The 18,127-nt window shown below is 72.2% G+C and carries 14 protein-coding genes; 4 read left to right on the top strand and 10 right to left on the bottom strand.

Annotated elements, in window-relative coordinates:
- Positions 1-3 precede the first annotated feature (3 nt).
- Positions 4-1,026: a glycosyltransferase family 2 protein gene (locus tag JQT67_RS10975; RefSeq protein ID WP_208064693.1), complete on the top strand. Its 1,023-nt coding sequence runs from the start codon at positions 4-6 to the stop codon at positions 1,024-1,026.
- On the opposite strand, the gene JQT67_RS10970 is transcribed toward JQT67_RS10975, so the two are convergent.
- The 9 genes from JQT67_RS10970 to rfbA form a co-directional block, all read right to left on the bottom strand.
- On the bottom strand, positions 996-2,207 hold the full coding sequence (locus JQT67_RS10970) for a hypothetical protein (RefSeq protein ID WP_208064692.1): 1,212 nt from the start codon (positions 2,205-2,207) through the stop codon (positions 996-998). The two genes, JQT67_RS10975 and JQT67_RS10970, sit on opposite strands and share 31 nt — an antisense overlap.
- Positions 2,204-4,945 (bottom strand): hypothetical protein, encoded by a 2,742-nt coding sequence (locus JQT67_RS10965; protein ID WP_208064691.1) that lies wholly within the window; start codon positions 4,943-4,945, stop codon positions 2,204-2,206. Before JQT67_RS10965 ends, JQT67_RS10970 begins: the two co-directional genes overlap by 4 nt.
- A gap of 142 nt (positions 4,946-5,087) precedes the next feature.
- Positions 5,088-6,284 carry an ABC transporter ATP-binding protein gene (locus JQT67_RS10960; protein ID WP_208064690.1) on the bottom strand — a complete coding sequence of 399 codons (1,197 nt, stop codon included), beginning with the start codon at positions 6,282-6,284 and terminating at the stop codon, positions 5,088-5,090.
- On the bottom strand, positions 6,284-7,141 hold the full coding sequence (locus JQT67_RS10955; RefSeq protein WP_208064689.1) for an ABC transporter permease: 858 nt from the start codon (positions 7,139-7,141) through the stop codon (positions 6,284-6,286). The genes JQT67_RS10960 and JQT67_RS10955 overlap by 1 nt, the downstream gene beginning before the upstream one ends.
- Positions 7,142-7,211: 70 nt before the next feature.
- Entirely contained in the window at positions 7,212-8,414 is a 1,203-nt protein-coding gene (locus JQT67_RS10950; RefSeq protein ID WP_208064688.1) for a hypothetical protein, read from the bottom strand.
- Positions 8,411-9,640 carry an acyltransferase gene (locus JQT67_RS10945; RefSeq protein WP_208064687.1) on the bottom strand — a complete coding sequence of 410 codons (1,230 nt, stop codon included), beginning with the start codon at positions 9,638-9,640 and terminating at the stop codon, positions 8,411-8,413. Before JQT67_RS10945 ends, JQT67_RS10950 begins: the two co-directional genes overlap by 4 nt.
- Positions 9,640-11,487, bottom strand: coding sequence for a rhamnan synthesis F family protein (locus tag JQT67_RS10940; RefSeq protein ID WP_208064686.1), 1,848 nt, complete (start codon positions 11,485-11,487; stop codon positions 9,640-9,642). The genes JQT67_RS10945 and JQT67_RS10940 overlap by 1 nt, the downstream gene beginning before the upstream one ends.
- Before the next feature lie 60 nt (positions 11,488-11,547).
- Entirely contained in the window at positions 11,548-12,663 is a 1,116-nt protein-coding gene (locus tag JQT67_RS10935) for a glycosyltransferase family A protein (RefSeq protein ID WP_208064685.1), read from the bottom strand.
- Positions 12,650-13,522 (bottom strand): glucose-1-phosphate thymidylyltransferase RfbA, encoded by an 873-nt coding sequence (rfbA, locus tag JQT67_RS10930; RefSeq protein ID WP_208064684.1) that lies wholly within the window; start codon positions 13,520-13,522, stop codon positions 12,650-12,652. The genes JQT67_RS10935 and rfbA overlap by 14 nt, the downstream gene beginning before the upstream one ends.
- A 151-nt stretch (positions 13,523-13,673) precedes the next feature.
- On the opposite strand from rfbA, the gene JQT67_RS10925 reads away from it, so the two are divergent.
- A complete protein-coding gene (locus JQT67_RS10925; RefSeq protein ID WP_208064683.1) occupies positions 13,674-14,591 on the top strand; it encodes a glycosyltransferase in 918 nt (305 codons plus the stop codon).
- Position 14,592: 1 nt separating this feature from the next.
- Here the strand turns inward: JQT67_RS10925 and JQT67_RS10920 are convergent, their stop codons facing one another.
- Complete coding sequence (locus JQT67_RS10920) at positions 14,593-15,387, bottom strand: hypothetical protein (RefSeq protein WP_208064682.1); 795 nt, start codon at positions 15,385-15,387, stop codon at positions 14,593-14,595.
- A gap of 214 nt (positions 15,388-15,601) precedes the next feature.
- Between JQT67_RS10920 and JQT67_RS10915 the strand changes: the two genes are divergently transcribed.
- Positions 15,602-16,927, top strand: coding sequence for a cell wall-binding repeat-containing protein (locus tag JQT67_RS10915; RefSeq protein WP_208064681.1), 1,326 nt, complete (start codon positions 15,602-15,604; stop codon positions 16,925-16,927).
- Positions 16,928-17,003: 76 nt separating this feature from the next.
- Positions 17,004-18,113: a glycosyltransferase gene (locus JQT67_RS10910; RefSeq protein ID WP_208064680.1), complete on the top strand. Its 1,110-nt coding sequence runs from the start codon at positions 17,004-17,006 to the stop codon at positions 18,111-18,113.
- Positions 18,114-18,127: the final 14 nt, after the last annotated feature.

The raw sequence follows: 18,127 nt of genomic DNA, 5'->3' as shown, positions 1-18,127 counted from the left end.
TCGATGGAAGCCCTGCCCACCGTGCGGGTCGTGGTGCTCGCGTACGGCGAAGAGCCCTACCTCGGGGACGCCGTGCGCTCGGCGCTCGCGTCGCGGGGCGTCGACGTCTCGGTCCGCGTCGTCGACAACGGCTGCACGAGCGATGCCGTCGCGATGCTCCCGGCCGATCCGCGCGTGACGGTCGTGACGCCCGCGGAGAACCTCGGGTTCGCCGGCGGGGTGAACCTCGGCGCCGAGGGCGCCGAGACCGAGTTCCTCACCCTGCTCAACTCCGACGCGGAGCTCGCGCCCGACGCCCTCTCGCACCTCGTCGCGCGAGCGGGCGGCGAGGGCGTCGGCATCGCGACGCCGAGCCTGCGGCTCGCGGACGCTCCCGACACGCTCAACTCCGCGGGCAACCCGCTGCACTACACGGCGCTCTCATGGGCCGGGGCCTACGGCGAGCCGGCCGCGGCGCACGCCGTCTCGCGGGACGTCGCATGCTGCACCGGAGCGGGAGCGACGATGCGCACGTCGTGGTGGCGCGAGGTCGAGGGCTTCGACGCGACCTTCTTCGCGTACCACGAGGACGTCGACCTCTCGTGGCGCACGTGGATGCTCGGGCGGCGCGTCGTGCTCGAGCCCGCCGCGATCGTCCTCCACCACTACGAGTTCTCGCGCAACGCGCTCAAGCTCTACCTCATCGAGCGCAATCGCGCGATCGTGCAGCAGACCCTCTTCGGCAGCCGGATGCGCGCGGTGCAGGCGCTCCCGTGCGCCGCGCTCGACGTCGCGATGGGCATGCTCGCGCGCAAGCAGGGCTGGGCGGACGAGCAGCGGCGCGCGAAGCGCTGGGTGCGCGAGCACCGCGACTACATCCGCGCGCGACGCGCGCACTGGCAGGGCAGGCGCGTGCGCTCCGATCGCGAGCTCGCGCCCCTCCTCACCGCGACCCTCGACGCATCCATGATCCCGCTCCCCCGGGTCACCGGTGTGCTCAACGCGCTCGCGCGCGGCTACTGGGCGATCGGGCGCCGGCTCGTCTGACGCACGTGCACGGCGACCGCCACGAGGCTCGCGAGCGTGACGAGCGAGCCGATGCCGAAGCCTGCGGTCACACCGACGGTGCCGAGCGGCCCCGCGAGCGCGACCATGCTCGCGAAGCCCAGGACGCAGCCGGCGATGCTGCCGAGCGCGACGGCTCGCGATCGCTGCTGGGCGAGGAGCAGCGCGGCGGGGATGAGACCGAGGGTGAAGAGCCACACGGCGACGAGCAGCAGCTGCAGGCTCGCGACCGCGCCTTCGAGCCCCGGGTAGAACCACGGCATGTAGACCGGGGCGAGTGCCGCGGCGAGCGCGAACGCGACGCTCACCGTGACGCAGATCGCCGCGACCTCGATGCGCAGGCGACGCCGACCGGCGGCATCGTCGGCGCGCGAGGCGCCGGCCGCGATGAGCACTTGGCTGACCGCCTGGCCGAGCATCGATGCGGGCGTCGCGAGCGAGTAGGCGGCGGCGTACGCAGCGGCCTCCGCGGCACCGGTCGCGGCGTTCGCGACCACCATCGCGACGAGCAGCAGCCCGTTCGTCGCGAAGCCGCCCAGCACGTTCCAGGCGGCGAACGACCTGAGGCCCGCGGGGAAGGACCCGGGGCGCCGCCAGCGATGCGGCGCGACGACGAGCGCGAACAGCAGGTAGCCCGTCGCGATCGGCAGGAGCAGCGCTGACCGCACGTCGCCGATGAGCACGATCGCGAGCAGCGTGAGCGAGAGGACGGCGCTCGCGAGGTCCATGGCGCACACGAGGCGCGCGCCCCCGAGGCCGAGCCGAGCACCGCGCGCGTAGACGTAGCCGCCGTAGGCGACCGCGACGGCACCGGTACCGAGCGCGGTCGCGAGGTCGACGCCGAGCGCGAGCGCGAGGGGCACGCTGAGCGCGCCGATCGCGAGGCTGCCCATCGCACCGGAGCGGTTCAGCGACGCTTGCGTGCCGGCGTCGGCGTCAACGCTCATCCATCGCGAGGCGGCGTTGCCGAGCGGCACGGGCCACGCGAGGGAGAGCAGCACGGCGACCGAGAGCAGCGCGCTCACGTCGGCGAAGACGTCGCCCGGCATCGTGCGGCCGATCGCCGCGAGGTAGGCGAACCGGCCGAGGCCCTGCGCCGCCATGCCGACGGTCGACAGCAGGGCCGCGGCGCCGGCGTCAGGGCGCTCGCGCTCCCCGCTCACGCGATCGGCGCGCCCACCGGCAGCAGTCCGAGCAGCACCGCGTCCGCGGTCCGCCAGCCCGCGGCGACGCCACCGAGCCGCTGCACGGCCGCCATGGTCGTGAGGTGGTGGCGCTTGCCGTCGGCGATGTACCAGATGGTGCCGTTGAGCTCCCGGACGAACTGCGTCATGGGCTGCTGCGCCACCTGGAGCTCGGCGCAGAGCGCCTCCGAGAGCGTCACGGGCGCGAGACCGTAGGCGCGACGCACGGCGTCGGAGGCGAACGGGTGGAGCCTGCCGTCGATCGCGATCGAGGCGCGCCCGCCGCACGTGATGGCGACGGTCGCGAGGCGGTCGCTGCGGCTCCTGAACGAGTCGAGCACCGCGGGCTCCACGCGCCGCACGCTCGTGCCGAGCCCGAGGTCGCGCGAGATGTCGAAGGACGAGAGGTGCAGGAGACGGTCGCCGTCGACGACGTAGACCTCCGGTCCGCTGCCCTGGATGAGCGTGCCCGAAGCGATCGCCGGCCGCATCGGCTGCCCGAGCGGCAGCAGCACGAGCGCCGAGGCCGACGCGCTGCGCCAGCCGGCACGGACGCCGCCGAGCGCCGCGAGCGTGTCCATGTCGGGCACGTGCCGGCGGGTGCCGCCGTCGACGTAGTAGATCGCGCGGTCGGGACCCTGCACGAAGCGGGTCGCGGGCGCGGTGCTCGTGCGCAGCGTGCCGCAGAGCGCGGCCGTCGCGTCGGCCACGGGCATGCCGTAGGCCGCGATGGTCGCCGCGTCCGCGATCGGGTGCAGCACGCCGTCGATGCCGAGCATGGACGTCGAGCCGCAGCGCAGCGCAGGCGACGCGATCGCGCCCGTGCGGTTCGGGAAGCTCAGGATGCGGTTCGACGACGTGACGGTCTCGGAGCGTGGCAGGCCGAGCTGGGCCACGTACGCCCAGTCTCGCAGGTGCAGCAGCCGGTCGCCGTCGACGATGTAGACCTCGCGCGCGTCGGCGGCGCGCACGGGCGTGCCGGAGGCGGGGCGCCAGTGCTCGGGGACGCCGCGCGTGCCGTCGCTCAGCACGCGGTGCACAGTGCTCGAGACGCCGTAGAGCGCGGGCAGCTGCGGGATGGCGCTGTCGGCGATCGGCTGCCGGAAGCCGTGGCTTACGAGGTACGCCTGGGCCTGCCCGTCCTCGCGCACGACGTGCGGCGCGAGCTCCCGGCCGGCGCTCGGCAGGCCGACCGACGAGCGCGAGGCGAGCGCCGTGAAGGCGCTCGTGCCGCCGTAGTGCATCGCGTCGACCTCGAGCACGCCGCGGTCGGTCAGGACGAGCGACTTCGAGCCGTCGCGGAAGCGCGCAGGCAGCTCGCCGCGCGGCGCGATGCGTGCGATCGACTCGGCGTAGAACCCGACGGCGCCCGTGCCGATCGGCGCGCGCACGAACGCGCGCGGCATCGAGTACACGCCGGCGTCGGTCGCGGCCAGCAGCACCGAGCGCTGCGGGTCGGTGACGAGGGCCCCGGAGCCGAGCACCGGCTCGCCGATCGGCAGGTGGGCGATCGACGTCGTGCGCATCGGGAGCGCGGTGGTCGGCAGCGCGAAGAGCGCGAGCACGCTGAGGTCGGCGACCTCCCGGCGCGTCGCCTGCTGGACGAGCACGTGGTGGCCGTCGTCGGTGCGCACGACGACGCTCATGGGCGCGCCCATCGCGAACGCCGACAGCCGAGACGTCGGCAGGCTCACGAACGACCCGCATCCGTAGCCGAAGCTCGCGAGATCGCCGCAGCTCTGCCAGTGGTGCAGCGTGCCGCCGTCGTTGAACCACATGCGGCCGTCCTCGGTGCGGAGGATGCGATCGACGTCGGGCCCCTGGCGCTTCGAGTCGATGATCGCCGGCTCGACGATCTTCACCGGACCGAGCGCCGAGTACTCGCCCAGCATCTGCTCGGTGCGGATCAGGAACCGGTCACCACCCGAGAGCAGCCACACGTTCGGGTTCGCGGCCGTCCGCGCGAGGATGCCGTCGCTCGCGCCGCGCGGGTCGCCGAACCAGTCGGTCCAGATGCGCCAGGTGTTGCGGTTGCCGTAGGCGGAGCACGCGTCGCCAGTGCCGTAGAGGTTGCGCAACGCCGCGGCGTTCGGCTGGTACGGCGTGTAGTTGTAGAGCCCCGCGGTCGCGACGTTGCGGATGAGCACGGGGCTCGAGCCGCACGCGGCGTTGGGGTGGTAGAGCACGTTGTTGACGACGCCCGCGCGGTGGTTGTAGTTGTTCGGGTGCGCTGCGTAGCGCTGGAACTGCCGCGCGCCGTAGTAGATCTGGTAGAAGAAGCCGCCGACGCTCGCGTCGCACGGTGCGGTGTCGGGGCAGCCGAAGCCGGTCGCCTTCTCGTAGCGGCTCGTCGCCGGCGAGCGGTGGGTGACGAGCGACTGCTCCTTCTCGAGCAGCACGATGAGGAAGCGCTGCGAGATGTCGCACGCCGCACCCACCCGGGCGATGATGCTCGCGGCCGACTCCGACGAGCGGCCGGGCAGTGCCGAGCAGTACGCGTCGGCGGGCATCGACGGCGTCGCTTGCGCGTAGCCCGGGAGGCAGGTGTAGCCGGCGAGGCACCCGGGGTGCTTCGAGTCGAGGAACGACTGCACCTGCGCAGCGGTCATCGCGTCCCCGTCGAAGAACGCGTCGTCGGAGACGATCATCCCGGGGTCGAAGTCGGAGGCGACCGCGGCCTCTGCCGCCGGCGCGTGCTGCACCGCGGGCGTCGCCACGAGCAGTCCCGCGACCAGCGCTATCGCGGACGCGACCGCTACCTTGCTCCGCCACCGGCGCATGCTTCAACCAATCGTTGAGAGTTGATGTCGGTCGATCGTACCCCAGGGCGGATGCCGAGCAATAGCGGGGGCGCGCCGCTCAGTGCTCGCGCAGGCCTCCGACGCTCGCGTCGAGCGCGAGGATCCCGCCCGACGTGAGGTAGTCGCCGCCGAGGACGGTGAACCTGCCGGCGCGCTGCAGCGAGTCGAAGACGTGCGTGCAGCTCTGATCCTGGACTGTCGCCGAGATGGTGTAGCCGCCGGGCGCGAGCGGCAGGTGCTCCACCCGCACGTCCACGGTGCCCGTGCCGGCCTCGATCGCCTCGGGCACGTAGCCGCTGTCGCGACCGTGCAGGCCCCAGAGGTGCACGCCGTCCACGGTGTGGAACGTCGCCCCGAAGACCGGCCGCTCGATGCGCTCGGAGGCCTCGTACCAGAGGCGCACCGTCGCGGGTGCGCCCGCGCGCACGCTCGTCGCGTCCGCGCCGTGCTCGTCGACGAGGCTCAGCTTCGTGAAGCGCACCTCCCCCGAGCCGAACCGGACGCCGCCGCCGGGTCCCGCCGTGACCGCGTGCCCTGCATCCGCGTACTGGTCGACGATCGACGACGCGGCGCCGACCGCTTGCACGACGCCGCCGTCGAGCCACGCAGCGTGGTCGCAGAAGGTGCGCATCTGCTCGATGCCGTGGCTCACGACCACGACCGTCCGCCCCTCGCGCCGGAACTGGGCGAACTTCTCCATGCACTTCTCCTGGAACTCCATGTCTCCGACGGCGAGGACCTCGTCGACGAGGAGCACGTCGGGCTCGACGTGGATGGAGACCGCGAAGCCGAGCCGGACGTACATGCCGGAGGAGTAGTTCTTGACGGGCTGGTCGATGAAGCGCTCGACGCCGGAGAAGTCGACGATCTGGTCGAACTTGCGGTCGATCTCGGCGCGCGACATGCCCAGGATCGAGCCGTTGAGGTAGACGTTCTCGCGCCCCGACAGCTCTGGGTGGAATCCCGAGCCGACCTCGAGCATCGCCGCGAGGCGACCGCGGGTCGTGATCGAGCCGGAGTCGGGATTCAGGATGCGCGCCATGCACTTGAGGAGCGTCGACTTGCCCGAGCCGTTGCGGCCGAGCAAGCCGAAGGTCGAGCCCTCGGGGACTTCGAGCGAGACGTCGTCGAGCGCCTGGAAGCGGTCGAACGCCGCTCGGCGGCCACTCAGCAGGGTCGCCTTGAGCGACTGGTTGCGGTCCCGGTAGACGCGGAACGACTTCGAGACGTGCTGCACATCGACGGCGGTGACCATCAGATCTCCTCCACGATGTTGCGGGCGAGCCGGTCGAAGACGAGCTTGCCGACGATGAGCGACCCGACCGACCAGCACAGCAGCGTGAGCCAGATGTCCCAGCTCGGGACGGCGAAGTCGTACAGGATGTTCCGGTACGCCTCGAGGAAGCGCTCGGCGGGGTTGAGCTGGAAGAGCGTGACGAGCGGCAGGTCGAGGCCGTACTGGCTCGCGAGTCGCTCCTCGGCTCCGCGCACGAGCTCGACCGAGAACATGACACCCGACGCGTACATCCACATCTGGCTGAAGATCGACCAGAGGTGCTGGATGTCGCGGAAGTAGATGCTCGCGACGCTCAGCAGCATCGCGATGCCCATGACGAATGCGAGCGTGAGCGCGAGCAGCGGCACGAGGAGGGGCGCGTAGAGCAGCACCATCGGCCCGCCGACGAGCACCATGATCGCGAGCAGCACGAGGAGCTCGGTGCCGAAGGTGAACGTGCTCGAGAGGACCGCCGAGACCGGCAGCACCGAGCGCGGGAAGTAGACCTTCGTCAGCAGGCCCGCGTTCGCGAGCATGCTGCCCATGCCGGCGGAGATCGCGCCGCTGATGTAGCCCCACGCGATGACGCCGACGCCGATCCAGATCGGGAAGAGCTCGAGTCCCGAGTTGGAGCCGGGCGCGACCGGGATCTGGATGAGCAGGCCGAAGACGATCGAGTAGACCGCGATCTGTGCGAGCGGGTTGATGAGCGACCACACGCGGCCGAGCGCCGTGCGCTTGTACTGCGCGCGGATCTCCCGCAGCGTCAGGTTGCGGAGGAGGTTGAGGGTCGTCGTGCGCTCCGCACGCCGCTGCGTCCGCTCGAGCCTGCTCATCGTCCTCCGTCTCCCGTCGGGCGCATCCGCCGCTCGGGCAGAGGGAAGCGTACCATCGGGCGGGCTCGCCTCACGGACGCTCGACCCCCGGCACGATCTGCAGATAGCGCTGCGCGAGGAGCAGCACGACGATGTCGGCGTCGGCGCTGGCCGCCTCCGCGGGCACGTCGGGCATCCCGGACGGCTCCTCGAGCGAGGCCCGGATCTGGGTCGTCCGCTGGAACTGCGATTGCAGCATGGGTGCGAGCTGATCGCCCGTCGAGTCGCGCACGAGCAGGACGTGGCGGTCGACAGGAGCCGCGGGCGTCGAGGTGCTCGCCGGCAGATCCGACATGAGCAGCGCGGTGCGAGCATCCTCGATGCGCTCGGTTCCGTCGGGCGCGACGATCGTCATCGGCGCGGCAGGCTCGGTCCAGCTCGGCACCGCCCAGTCGAGACCGGGCTCGCGCGTCAGTCCCGCGACGGTGAACTCGTTCCGGTCGGGCGCCATCGTCGCGCCGTCGATCGGCAGCGGCGGCATCGTCGCGAGCGCCGGGTCGGTCGCTCCGAGGCACTCGGCGAGCTGACCGAAGGCGACGGATGCGCCGTAGTCCGACCAGTGGCTGTTGAGCCGGGAGTACAGCGGCGTCTCCCGCTGCGCCTCCGCGAGCGCGGCGCGCGCGTCGACCCACGGCACGTGGGGCAGCTCGCGCTGCAGCTGCTCGAAGTGCCCGGGGCCGCGCAGCTCCTCGAGACCGTCCGGCAGCGCCTCTGGCACGATCTCCCACTTCGCCGGCGCGACCATGACGAACAGCTCCCTGCCCTGCGCCTCGAGGTCGGCCCGCATGTTCGAGAGGTAGCCGTCCCACGCCTCGACGTGGGCGGGGGTCAGCTGCTCGCGCCCGACGGCTTGCGAGAGGTTCGACCAGTGCGGCTCGCCGAGCAGCACGTGGCCGTCGTCGCCCTCGACGAAGTAGCCGCCCAGGCCCTCGGCCTGCGCGTCCCACGCGGCTCGCGCGGCAGCCGGGTCGTCGGCCCACGGGTCATCCGCCGGCCCGTCGAACGCCGGGGCGCACGCGGCGGCATCGAGCGGGGCGGCCGGTTCGGCGGTCGGCTGGATGACGCCCTCGCCGAGCGGGTTCTGCTGGCTCCGCCAGACGAGCCCGGCGATCGTCGCGGCGATGACGGCGACGATGAGCAGCGCGAACGGCACCAGCCGCCAGCGGTGGCTGCGCCGCCACGACGGCTTCGACTCGGGCGTCTCGCGCAGGCTCTCGGGACCGACGGCGGTCACGCGCCCGCCTCCTCGCGGGCGAGCATCCGGGCGGCGCGCGGCGTGGACGAGAAGCGCGGATCGACGACGCGTCCCATGAGCCGCTCCCACGCGGGCGTGATCGCGCGGGCGTAGAGCCGCTCGAGCCACCGCGGCGTCCAGTTCTTGAGGCTCATCGCAGGCTTCTCGATGAGGTGCCATGACGCGAACGCCGCGATGTGCACGGCGACGACGATCACGACGTGGTAGACGAGCCAGCCGGCGTGGTGGAGGCCCAGGAAGGCGCCGAGCTGCATGATCGGCCAGGCGAAGATGTAGACCCCGTACGAGAAGTCGCCCGGCTTCTCCCAGGTCTGCAGCGGCGTCGCTCGCACGGCGAACCACATGAGCACGTAGGCGAAGGCGTAGGTGCCCCAGATGTTCCAGCCGCCGAACGCGTACGTGGCGCCGGCCGCGAGCGCCGCGGCGATCGCGAGGCGGTCGTCGATCGGGATGCGGTCCTTCCAGACGGCGAAGAGCATGCCGAACGCGAAGGGGGCGAAGAACATCAGCATGTAGGGGTCGTCGAACCAGCGCCAGGCGTTGAACACGCCGCCGGCGCCCATCCACTGCATCGCGTTGAGCACGATGATCGCGGCGGCGACCGCCGTCGTGAGCCAGCGGTACGCGAGGATGCCGAGCAGGCCCATGACGCCGACCAGGATGTAGGCGCGGAACTCGTAGAGCAGCGTCCACGCCGAGCCGTTCCAGTCGTAGCCGCCGTGCGAGGCGAGCGGCAGGCTGCTGCCCATCTCAGCGATGTTGCGCTGCCCCAGCTCGAGCCACATGTTGTTGAGGAAGTAGGTCCATGGCGACTCGCGGGGCGCCGTGAAGTATCCGTCGATCGTGCCGTGCTCATGCCACCACGCGATAGGGGCGATCACGAACGCGGTCGTGAGGAGCGCGAGCCAGAAGGCGGGCATGATGCGCAGCGCGCGTCGCCAGAAGTAGCGGAAGATCGACGACCGGCCCATCCGCGACTGGGTGATGAGGAAGCCGGAGAAGAAGAAGAACCCGGCGACCGCGACGCCCCCGATCGACTGCTCGGTCGAGATCTGCACTCCGAGGTCCTGACCGCCGTAGAACCCGCCGAGCGGACCGGCGTGGCTGAAGATGACGAGGAACGCCATGAGCCACCGCAGGAAGCCGATGCTGTTCGCCCGCGGGTCGAAGGCCTCCGCGAGCGTGACGGCGGTGCGTCTCGCCACTACCGCCGCCTCAGGATGCGGCGCACGCTGCGGTATCCGCCGCGCATCGCGGCGTAGGCGGGCACGAGCGCCTTCGCGATCCGCGGGCTGCGCCCGAGCAGCGAGAGCTTCATCGCTGCCACGACGTCGATGCCGCTGTTCGCCTGCACGCGCGCGACCTGCTCCTCGGGGAGCCCTGGGATCCCCGCGACGACGGAGTCGAGCTTGTACTCGAGCATCGCGTGCGACTGCGCCGCTTGCCTCGTGCCCATGACCGTGCGCACCTGGAAGCCGCGGCTGATCGCGGAGTAGCCGAAGAGGCGCTCGATGACATGGGTGAGGCTGCCGTCCGAGTAGCCGCCCTCGGTCGGGAAGTCGTCCCAGTCGAAGTCGGCGTCGAGCAGCGGACGGAGCGCCTCGGGCCGCGCGATGAACATCGAGCCGTAGGGCGCGAGCGGGCTGAGGTCGTCGAACGGCACGTCGATGCCGAGGCGCGTCGCGAGCCGCTGCGCCGGCGCCCGGTTCGAGAACCAGCCGTTGCCCATGGTCGGGTACCCCGAGTGGATCATCGGCGGGAAGACCATGCCGAGCGTGTCGTCCTCGGCGAAGCCCCGGAGCACGTTCGCGGTGTAGCCGGGGGCGCCGAGCAGGTTCGTGAGCAGGTGTTCCTTGAACGACGTGCCCTTCGTGTAGCCGTCCTGTGGGCTGCGCTTCGAGTGGAGCTTGACGACCACGTCGAACTCGTCCCCGAGCAGCACGTCGCGGCAGCCGAGCAGGAACGCCGAGATGTCGCGGCCGCGGTTCGACTCGAGCACGCGCACGTCGTCGCCGGTGCGGCCGCGCTCGGCGAGCCGCGCGAGGATGCTCGAGCGCTTCGCCTCGTCGGTCGTGGTCGCGATGAGCCGGTAGCCGCCGGGGATGGTGTCGGCGCGGTCGAGCAGCTCGTCGAGCAGCTCGACGTAGAACACGTGCGCGAGCACCCCGACGCGGAGCCCGGTCACGTCCGCGCCGCCGAGGTCGACGTCCGGGTGGATGTCGAGCATCGCGAGGTTCGCGTGGAGCGCGCGCGGCTGCGCCGTGCGGGCCTGGTCCGCCCACACGAGCCGCATCGGGTAGCCGGCCCGACGCATCCGCTCGATGACGCGGCCCGCGCGGATCGCGCGCTCGTCGTGGTAGAGCGGGTCGTGGAAGAACAGCCGGCGCTTCACGATCGGCAGGCCGTCGTCGAGCAGCTCGGTCACCATGTCGAAGATCGGGTGCGCGACGGGGTAGTCGGCCTCCGGGAAGGCGACCGCCGAGACGAAGCCCTTCGACTCGAAGTGATGGGTGAAGCGGCCCTCGTGGTGGCCGATCGAGTCCTCGTACGACTCGATGGGCGGCATGCCCTCCCAGTAGGCGCGCCACTCGGGGCTCTGGTGCATGCGCCGCCGCACCGCGATCCAGTGCGTCTGCAAATGGCGGCGAAGGGTGCCGCTCACGGCGAGGCTGCTGACGGCCGGCCCGTGATCGGTGACGCCCCAGAAGTCGCACTCCGTCGCCGCCATGCGCTCGAGCATGGGCGCGTACGAGCCGACGGGCCCGTAGAACGTGTAGTTCATGAGCGTGAGCTCGTCGTAGTCGGCGAGCCGGTCCCAGCCGAACTCGCGCATCGCGTCGCGGTAGGCCAGCACGTCGAAGCCGACGTTCTCGCGCTCCCACACGGTGTCCGCCACCTCTTCGAGGACGCGCCGACCCTCAGCATCGAGCGGCGAGTTCGAGACGACGAAGATGTGCTCGAAGTGGTCGCGCACTGCCCGCAAGTGGTGCGGGATGAACTCGCCGACGGAGCCCGCCTTGTCGTAGACGAGATAGAAGAGCACGGAGCGCATGCGGGAGCCTCGCAGGGAGAGTGGCGGCAGGTCGACCCTCAAGGGTAGCGAACGGAGCGCTCAGGGCGACGGCGGAGTGGCGCGTCGACGGCGCACGCGTCCGCCCAGGCTCGCGCCCGCCTCCCGCAGCCGAGCGCCAGCGCTGCGCGAAGCCAGTCGCCGGAGCTCGGCGACCTCGTCCTGGAGGCGGCCGACGGAGGCGTGGATCGCGACGAGCTCGTGCACGAGGGCCGCGTGCACGGCCTCGAGGTGCTCGCGCTGCGCCTCGTCGCGCGACTGGGCGACGCGCGACGCCTCCGCGCGCGCGGCGTCGGCCTTCTCGTCGATGCGACGGAACCCGTCCGCGACGAAGAGCGCCGCGCCGAGGTCGTCGACCTCGGCCATCGTGCGTCGGAGGTAGCCGTCGCGGATGCCGGCGTTGAACGCGGCGTGTGCGCCGGCGTCGGCGTACGCGCTGTTGCCGGTCGCGGAGAGGTCGTCCCTGCGGTGGTGCCAGAACGCGAGCGGTTCGCCGTCGACGAAGCCGACGGTCGCGATCCGGAGCACCCGGAGCAAGAACTCCCAGTCGGCGAGCGCGGTGAGCGCGTCGTCGTAGCCGCCCACCTCGTCGTAGGCGCTGCGCCGGTAGACGAGGCAGATCGGCGGGGTGGCGTTGCGGTAGAGCGTCTCGGTGAGCGTGACCGACGCGGTGTCGGCCTGATAGACCTCGCGCGCGAGCTCGACGATCCGCTCACCCTCAACGCGCTCGAACACGACCGCCGTGCGCGTCGCGACCGCGGCATCCGCCTGGTTCCCGTCGAGGTGCGCGAGCGACGTCTCGAGGAAGGCCGGCGCCCAGGAGTCGTCGTCGTCGTGGAAGACGAACGCGCTCGCGCTCGAGGCGCGCACTCCCACGTTCATGCCGCGCGGCCGTCCGACCGGCGCGTCGTGGTGCACGACGACGACCTCGTCGGCCACGGTCGTGCGGACGGCGTCGAGCGCCGCCTCGACGGCGGTCGGCTCGCCGCCGTCGTTCACGACGACGAGCTGCCGCGGTCGGAGCGACTGCCCGTCGATGCTCGCGAGCGCGCGCGCGAGCAGGAGCGGACGGTCCTTCGTCCGCACGATCACCGCGACGTCCCCGCTGCCCCGCGCCCGGTCCCCCAGGCTCGAGGAGCGCGCCTCAGCGGCGCTCATCCGCCAGCAGCCGCTCGAGGTAGGTGCCGTAGCCGCTCTTCACCAGCGGCGCCGCGAGGGTCGCGAGCTGCTGGTCGTCGATCCATCCGGCACGCCAGGCGATCTCCTCGATGCAGCCGATCTTGAAGCCCTGGCGATCCTCGATGACGCGCACGTACTCGCTCGCCTGCATCATCGACTCGAAGGTGCCGGTGTCGAGCCACGCGACGCCGCGGTCGAGCACCTGCACGTGGAGCGCCCCCCGCTCGAGGTAGCGCTCGTTCACGGTCGAGATCTCGAGCTCTCCGCGCGCCGAGGGCTCGATCGTCTTGGCGATCTCGACGACGGCGTTGTCGTAGAAGTAGAGGCCGGGCACGGCGTAGGCGCTGCGGGGCTCGGCGGGCTTCTCCTCGATGGAGATCGCGCGCATCTCGTCATCGAACTCGACGACGCCGTACGCGGTCGGGTCTGCGACCTGGTACGCGAAGATGACGCCGCCCTCGATGTCGGTGTGCGCCCGCAGGCTCGAGCCGAGCCCGGTGCCGTGGAAGATGTTGTCGCCCAGCACGAGCGCGACCGACTCGTCGCCGATGAACTCCTCGCCGATGATGAAGGCCTGCGCGAGGCCGTCGGGCGAAGGCTGCACGGCGTACTCGATGCGCATGCCGAGCTCGGAGCCGTCGCCCAGCAGGGCCCTGAACTGCGTGTCGTACTCGGGCGTCGTGATCACGAGCACCTCGCGGATGCCGGCCATCATGAGCGTCGACAGCGGGTAGTACACCATCGGCTTGTCATAGATCGGCATCAGCTGCTTCGAGATGCCCTTGGTGATGGGCCACAGCCGGGTGCCGCTGCCGCCGGCGAGGATGATGCCGCGCATGGTTCCGAAGTCCGCCTTCCGATTGGCCGAGAGCTCGACAGCGATCAGTGTATGCGGCCCACCACGGGAGTCGCGGGACGCCGCAGACTCGGTCGGCCGGTAGCCTCGGAGGTCGGGCTCGAGAGGGGTGCGGGTGAGCGACGCGGTTCGGATGCCGACGGTGGCGGTGCTGCTCGCGACCCACGAGGGCGCCGCGTACCTCGAGGAGCAGCTCGACTCCATCCTCGCGCAGCGCGGCGTCAGGGTGCGCGTGATCGCGTCCGACGACGCCTCCACCGATGCCACTCCCGAGCTCCTGCATCGCGCGAGCGCCGACGATCGCGTGACCGTGCTGCCGCCCGGTCGCTTCGGCACGCCGCAGGCGAACTTCCTGCGCCTCCTGCGCGAGGCGGATGTCGACGGCGCGGACGCCGTCGCGTTCGCGGATCAGGACGACCGCTGGCACCTCGACAAGCTCGAGCGCCAGCTCGCACAGCTCGAGCGCCTCGGGGTGGACGGCGTCTCGTCGAACGTCACGGCGTTCTGGGGTCCCTCCGACGCACCCGTCCGCACCGAGCTCGTCGACAAGGCGCAGCCGCAGCGGCGGCTCGACTTCCTGCTGGAGTCGGGCGGGCCGGGGTGCACGTTCGTGCTGCGGGCCGACGCTGCGCGCGAGGTGCGCCGCTCGCTCTCGCTCGTCGACGACGACTCCCGCGTGCCGCACGACTGGCTCGTGTACGCGATCCTCCGCGCCTCGGGGAGGCGCTGGCACATCGATCCCGAGCCGACGCTCGACTATCGCCAGCACGGCGCGAATGCGACAGGCGCCAACACGGGGCTGCGCCATGCCGCGACTCGGGTCGCGAAGCTGCGCTCCGGCGCCTACCGGCGCCAGTGCGCGGCGGTCGCGAGGGTCGCGCTGCAGGTCGCCGACGCGGCGCACCGGCCGATGCTCGAGCGAGCGGCGCCGCTCTTCGACCGCGCAGATCGACGGTCGCGGGCGCGGCTATGCGCGCTCGCCCCGCAGCTGCGGCGTCACCCCCGCGAGCAGCGGCTGCTGCGGCTCGCGCTGGCACTGGGGCTCTGGTAGCTCAGCGCTCCCGCAGCCAGCGATGGAAGGCGACCTTCTGCTCCGCGAGCCCGAGGTAGATGTTGTGGTCGTCGTCGACGAACTCCACGTCGGTCGGGAGGCGGACGAGCTCGATCCCGTGCGCCGGCGCGTAGTGCGACATCCACACGTCGTCGAGGTGCCAGTGCTCGAGCGGCAGCTCGTCGAAGAACGCGCGGTCCGACACGAGCGCGAGATCGGCGATCATGCCGCCGGGGCCCAAGTGGTCGACGCGGTCGCCGGGCTCCGCGCGGCGCCGCTCCCAGTACTCCTCGCCGACCCGGAACGCCCACACGCCGGCCGCGGTGCCCGGCCGGTAGCTGCTCGCCGCGACCGCGAAGAAGTCTTGCGGCAGGCGCTGGTCGTCGTCGATGACGGCGAAGGGCCCGCGCCTCCCGCTCAGCCAGAGCCGACGCGCGAGGTAGAAGCGACCGATCGACCCGACGTTGAAGCCGGAGCGGACGACCGTCACGGATCGCAGCGCGCCACGCCGCTCGATGGACCGGACCGCCTCGAGCAGCCGGTCGTGGTCGCCGCGGCGGTTGTTCCAGATGCCGAGGTCGAGCGGGGGGCTCCCCTGCTGCGCGTCGAGCCCCGCGAGCACCTCGCCGAGGCGGTCGATGCGCTTCCACGCGCACATGACGACCGGCAGCCCGTCGTCGCCCGGCTCGCCGACGACGGTCGATGCGCGGAAGCGACCGGCCGCCCACCTGTCGCGCAGCACGGCAGCGGCACGATCCTTCGCCGCGCGAGCCGTCCGCTCGAGCGCCAGGCGCATCCCGACCACAGGACCTCCGCACCCCACCGACGAATGCCCGTCCGAGGCTCGATGAGCCGGCGGGCTGGACTCGGCCATCGTACCGATCGCCGACAAGGGGTTCCGCTTGGGGTACAAGTCAGATACCGTGTTCGCCGCCCCCTGTCACGAAGGAGCCCATCTCTTGCGAAGCCGACTGCTTGCCCTCCTGCTCGCTGCCGCGACGCTGGTCGGCTTGACCACCGTCGCCGGCGCCGCCCCCGCCGAGGCGGCGACCCAGCGCATCGCCGGCAGCGACCGCTGGGAGACGAGCGCCGCGATCTCGCGAGCTGACCGCTCCGGCTCGTCGACGGTCTTCCTCGCTTCCGGCCGCGTCTTCTCCGACGCGCTCGCCGCCGCCCCCGTCGCCGCCGCCGAAGGAGCGCGCCTGCTGCTGAGCGACGCCGAGGGGATCCCGCAGCCGATCGCGGACGAGATCCGGCGACTCGCACCGACCGAGATCGTGATCGTGGGAGGCCCCGCGACCCTGACGCCGGCGGTCGAGGAGCAGGCGCGCGGGCTCGCGCCGCGGGTCACGCGCATCGCGGGCCCTGACCGCGTCACGGTCTCGATGGCGCTCCTCCAGCGCCAGCAGTCGAAGGGCACGTCGCCGTCGCGCATCTGGGTCGTGAGCGGGGACGGCTTCGCCGATGCGCTCTCGGCGGCGAGCGTGGCGGCGCGCCACGGCCATGGGCTCGTCCTCACGCAGGGCGTCGGCACCGCCTTCGAGGGGATGCTCACCGAGCGGCTCGGCGGCGTGTCGCACCTCACGATCGCGGGCGGCCCGGCGTCGGTGGCCCCCGCCGTGCAGGACTGGCTCGGCACGACCGGCCGCGCGGTCGACCGGATCGGTGGCGTCGACCGGTACGACGTGGCGGTGAAGATCAACCAGCGCTTCACGAGCACCACGACGAGCGGTCGTGCGCTGCTCGCGAGCGGCGAGGTGTTCACCGACGGGCTCTCCGGCGCGGTGCTCGCCGGCGCGCTCGGCGCACCCATGTACCTCACCCCCGCTCGATGCGCCCCGAGCGGCGACGTCGCGGCCGAGTTCCGCCGGCTCGGAGTGAGCTCGACGCTCGTGCTCGGCGGGTCCGACACCATCTCCGAGCCCGCAGCGGCGCTCGTGCCGTGCTCGGCGCTCGGCGAGACCGCGACCGAGCTGCTGAGGCGCATCAACGAGGAGCGCGCCGCCGTCGGCGCCCGCCCGCTCGCGACCGACGGGTGCCTCGCGACGATGGCGACGGGCTGGGCGGGCGCGATGGCGAGCGGCGGCCTCGCCGGATCCGCGCACAACCCCTCGCTCACCGCCGAGGCACGCGCGTGCGCGCTCCGCGGCTGGGGCGAGAACGTCGGGCGCACGGGCGGTGCCGCCCCCGATGCGGCGCGCATCATGAGTGCCTGGATGGCCTCCGAGGGGCACCGCAACAACATCTTGCGCGCGAGCTTCACGCACATCGGCATCGGCGTCGACCACGGCTCGAACGGCTCCTGGTACTACGTGCTCGACTTCGGCACCCGCTGAGCGGTCCGCCCCGGTCGGTAGACTCGGGCGTTCGAGCGCACCGACTGGAGCAGCGCTGAGCGAGGAGGGCGTTCCCATGGCCGACAGGCTGACCGTCGTGCTCGACGAGGTCGGGGAGCGCTCGCCCACGGTCGTCGGGCGCTACTCGAGCGCGATGACCGCAGCGCTGATCGAGACGGCGCCGGAGGGCATGGACGTCGCGGCGATCGCCGCGAAGCTCAGCGACGCACGCGCCGCTCGCGTGGAGGCGCGGCTGCCCGGGCTCGCCGAGCTGCGCCGCACCGCCGTGCCCTCCCGCGAGCTGCGCGAGGCGTGGCTCCACTCGTTCACGACGATCCCGGTGCGCGGCCTCGTGCACGCGACGAGCCTCATGGCGCCGCTGCGCCGCGACCCGGACCGCGGCGATCAGGTGACCGTCACCGTCCACGGCCTGCAGTCGTTCTCCGATCGCTCGAAGCGCAAGCAGCAGTGGTTCGAGCGCGCGCTGCGGCGGGCCCTGCAGCTCGCCGACGGCATCGTCGTTCCGACGACCGCCGTCGCGGAGGACCTCGCGCTGCTGCACGACGTCGGCGAGCGCGTCCGCGTCGTGCACCCCGCGCCGTCGGCATCGCTCCTGGAGGCCGCCGCGCGCGTCGAGCCGCGCGCGCGGCTGTCGCTGCCCGACGAGTACGTGCTCGCGATCACGAGCCCCGGCTCACGGGGCGACGCGCTCCGCTTGGTCGAGACGGTCGCGAGCGATGCGATGCCGGATGTCCGGGTCGTCGTCGCGGGACCGGTGGAGTGGGGCGAGACGCGGCTGGCCGGGCTCGCTGTCGAGGCCGGCATCCCTGCAGGTCGCCTCGTGATGGTCGGCGAGCTCGACGACGCGCGGCTCGCGATCGCGCATCGCCGCGCTCTCGCTCACCTGCATGTCGCGGAGCAGGACGCCCTCGGGCTCACCCTCCTCGACGCCGCGGCGCTCGGCACCCCGACCGTGCATCCCGCCTCGCGCTCGCTCAGCGAGATCTCCGGCGGCGCGAGCGTCGCGGCGGCGGGCGGCGCGGCGGGGCTCGCAGCGGCCCTCGGCGCGCTCCTGGAGGACGACGATGAGCGCGCGCGTCTCCGCCTCGCGGCGCAGGACAGGGCGAACGCCTTCACGTGGGCCGCCGCTGCCCGAGAGGTGTGGCGACTGCACGCCGAGCTCTAGCGCGTCGGCACGGC

Origin of the sequence: Agrococcus sp. TF02-05 (assembly GCF_017565345.1) — a bacterium.
Lineage (GTDB): Bacteria > Actinomycetota > Actinomycetes > Actinomycetales > Microbacteriaceae > Agrococcus > Agrococcus pavilionensis.
This window is presented reverse-complemented; position numbering and strand designations above follow the sequence as displayed.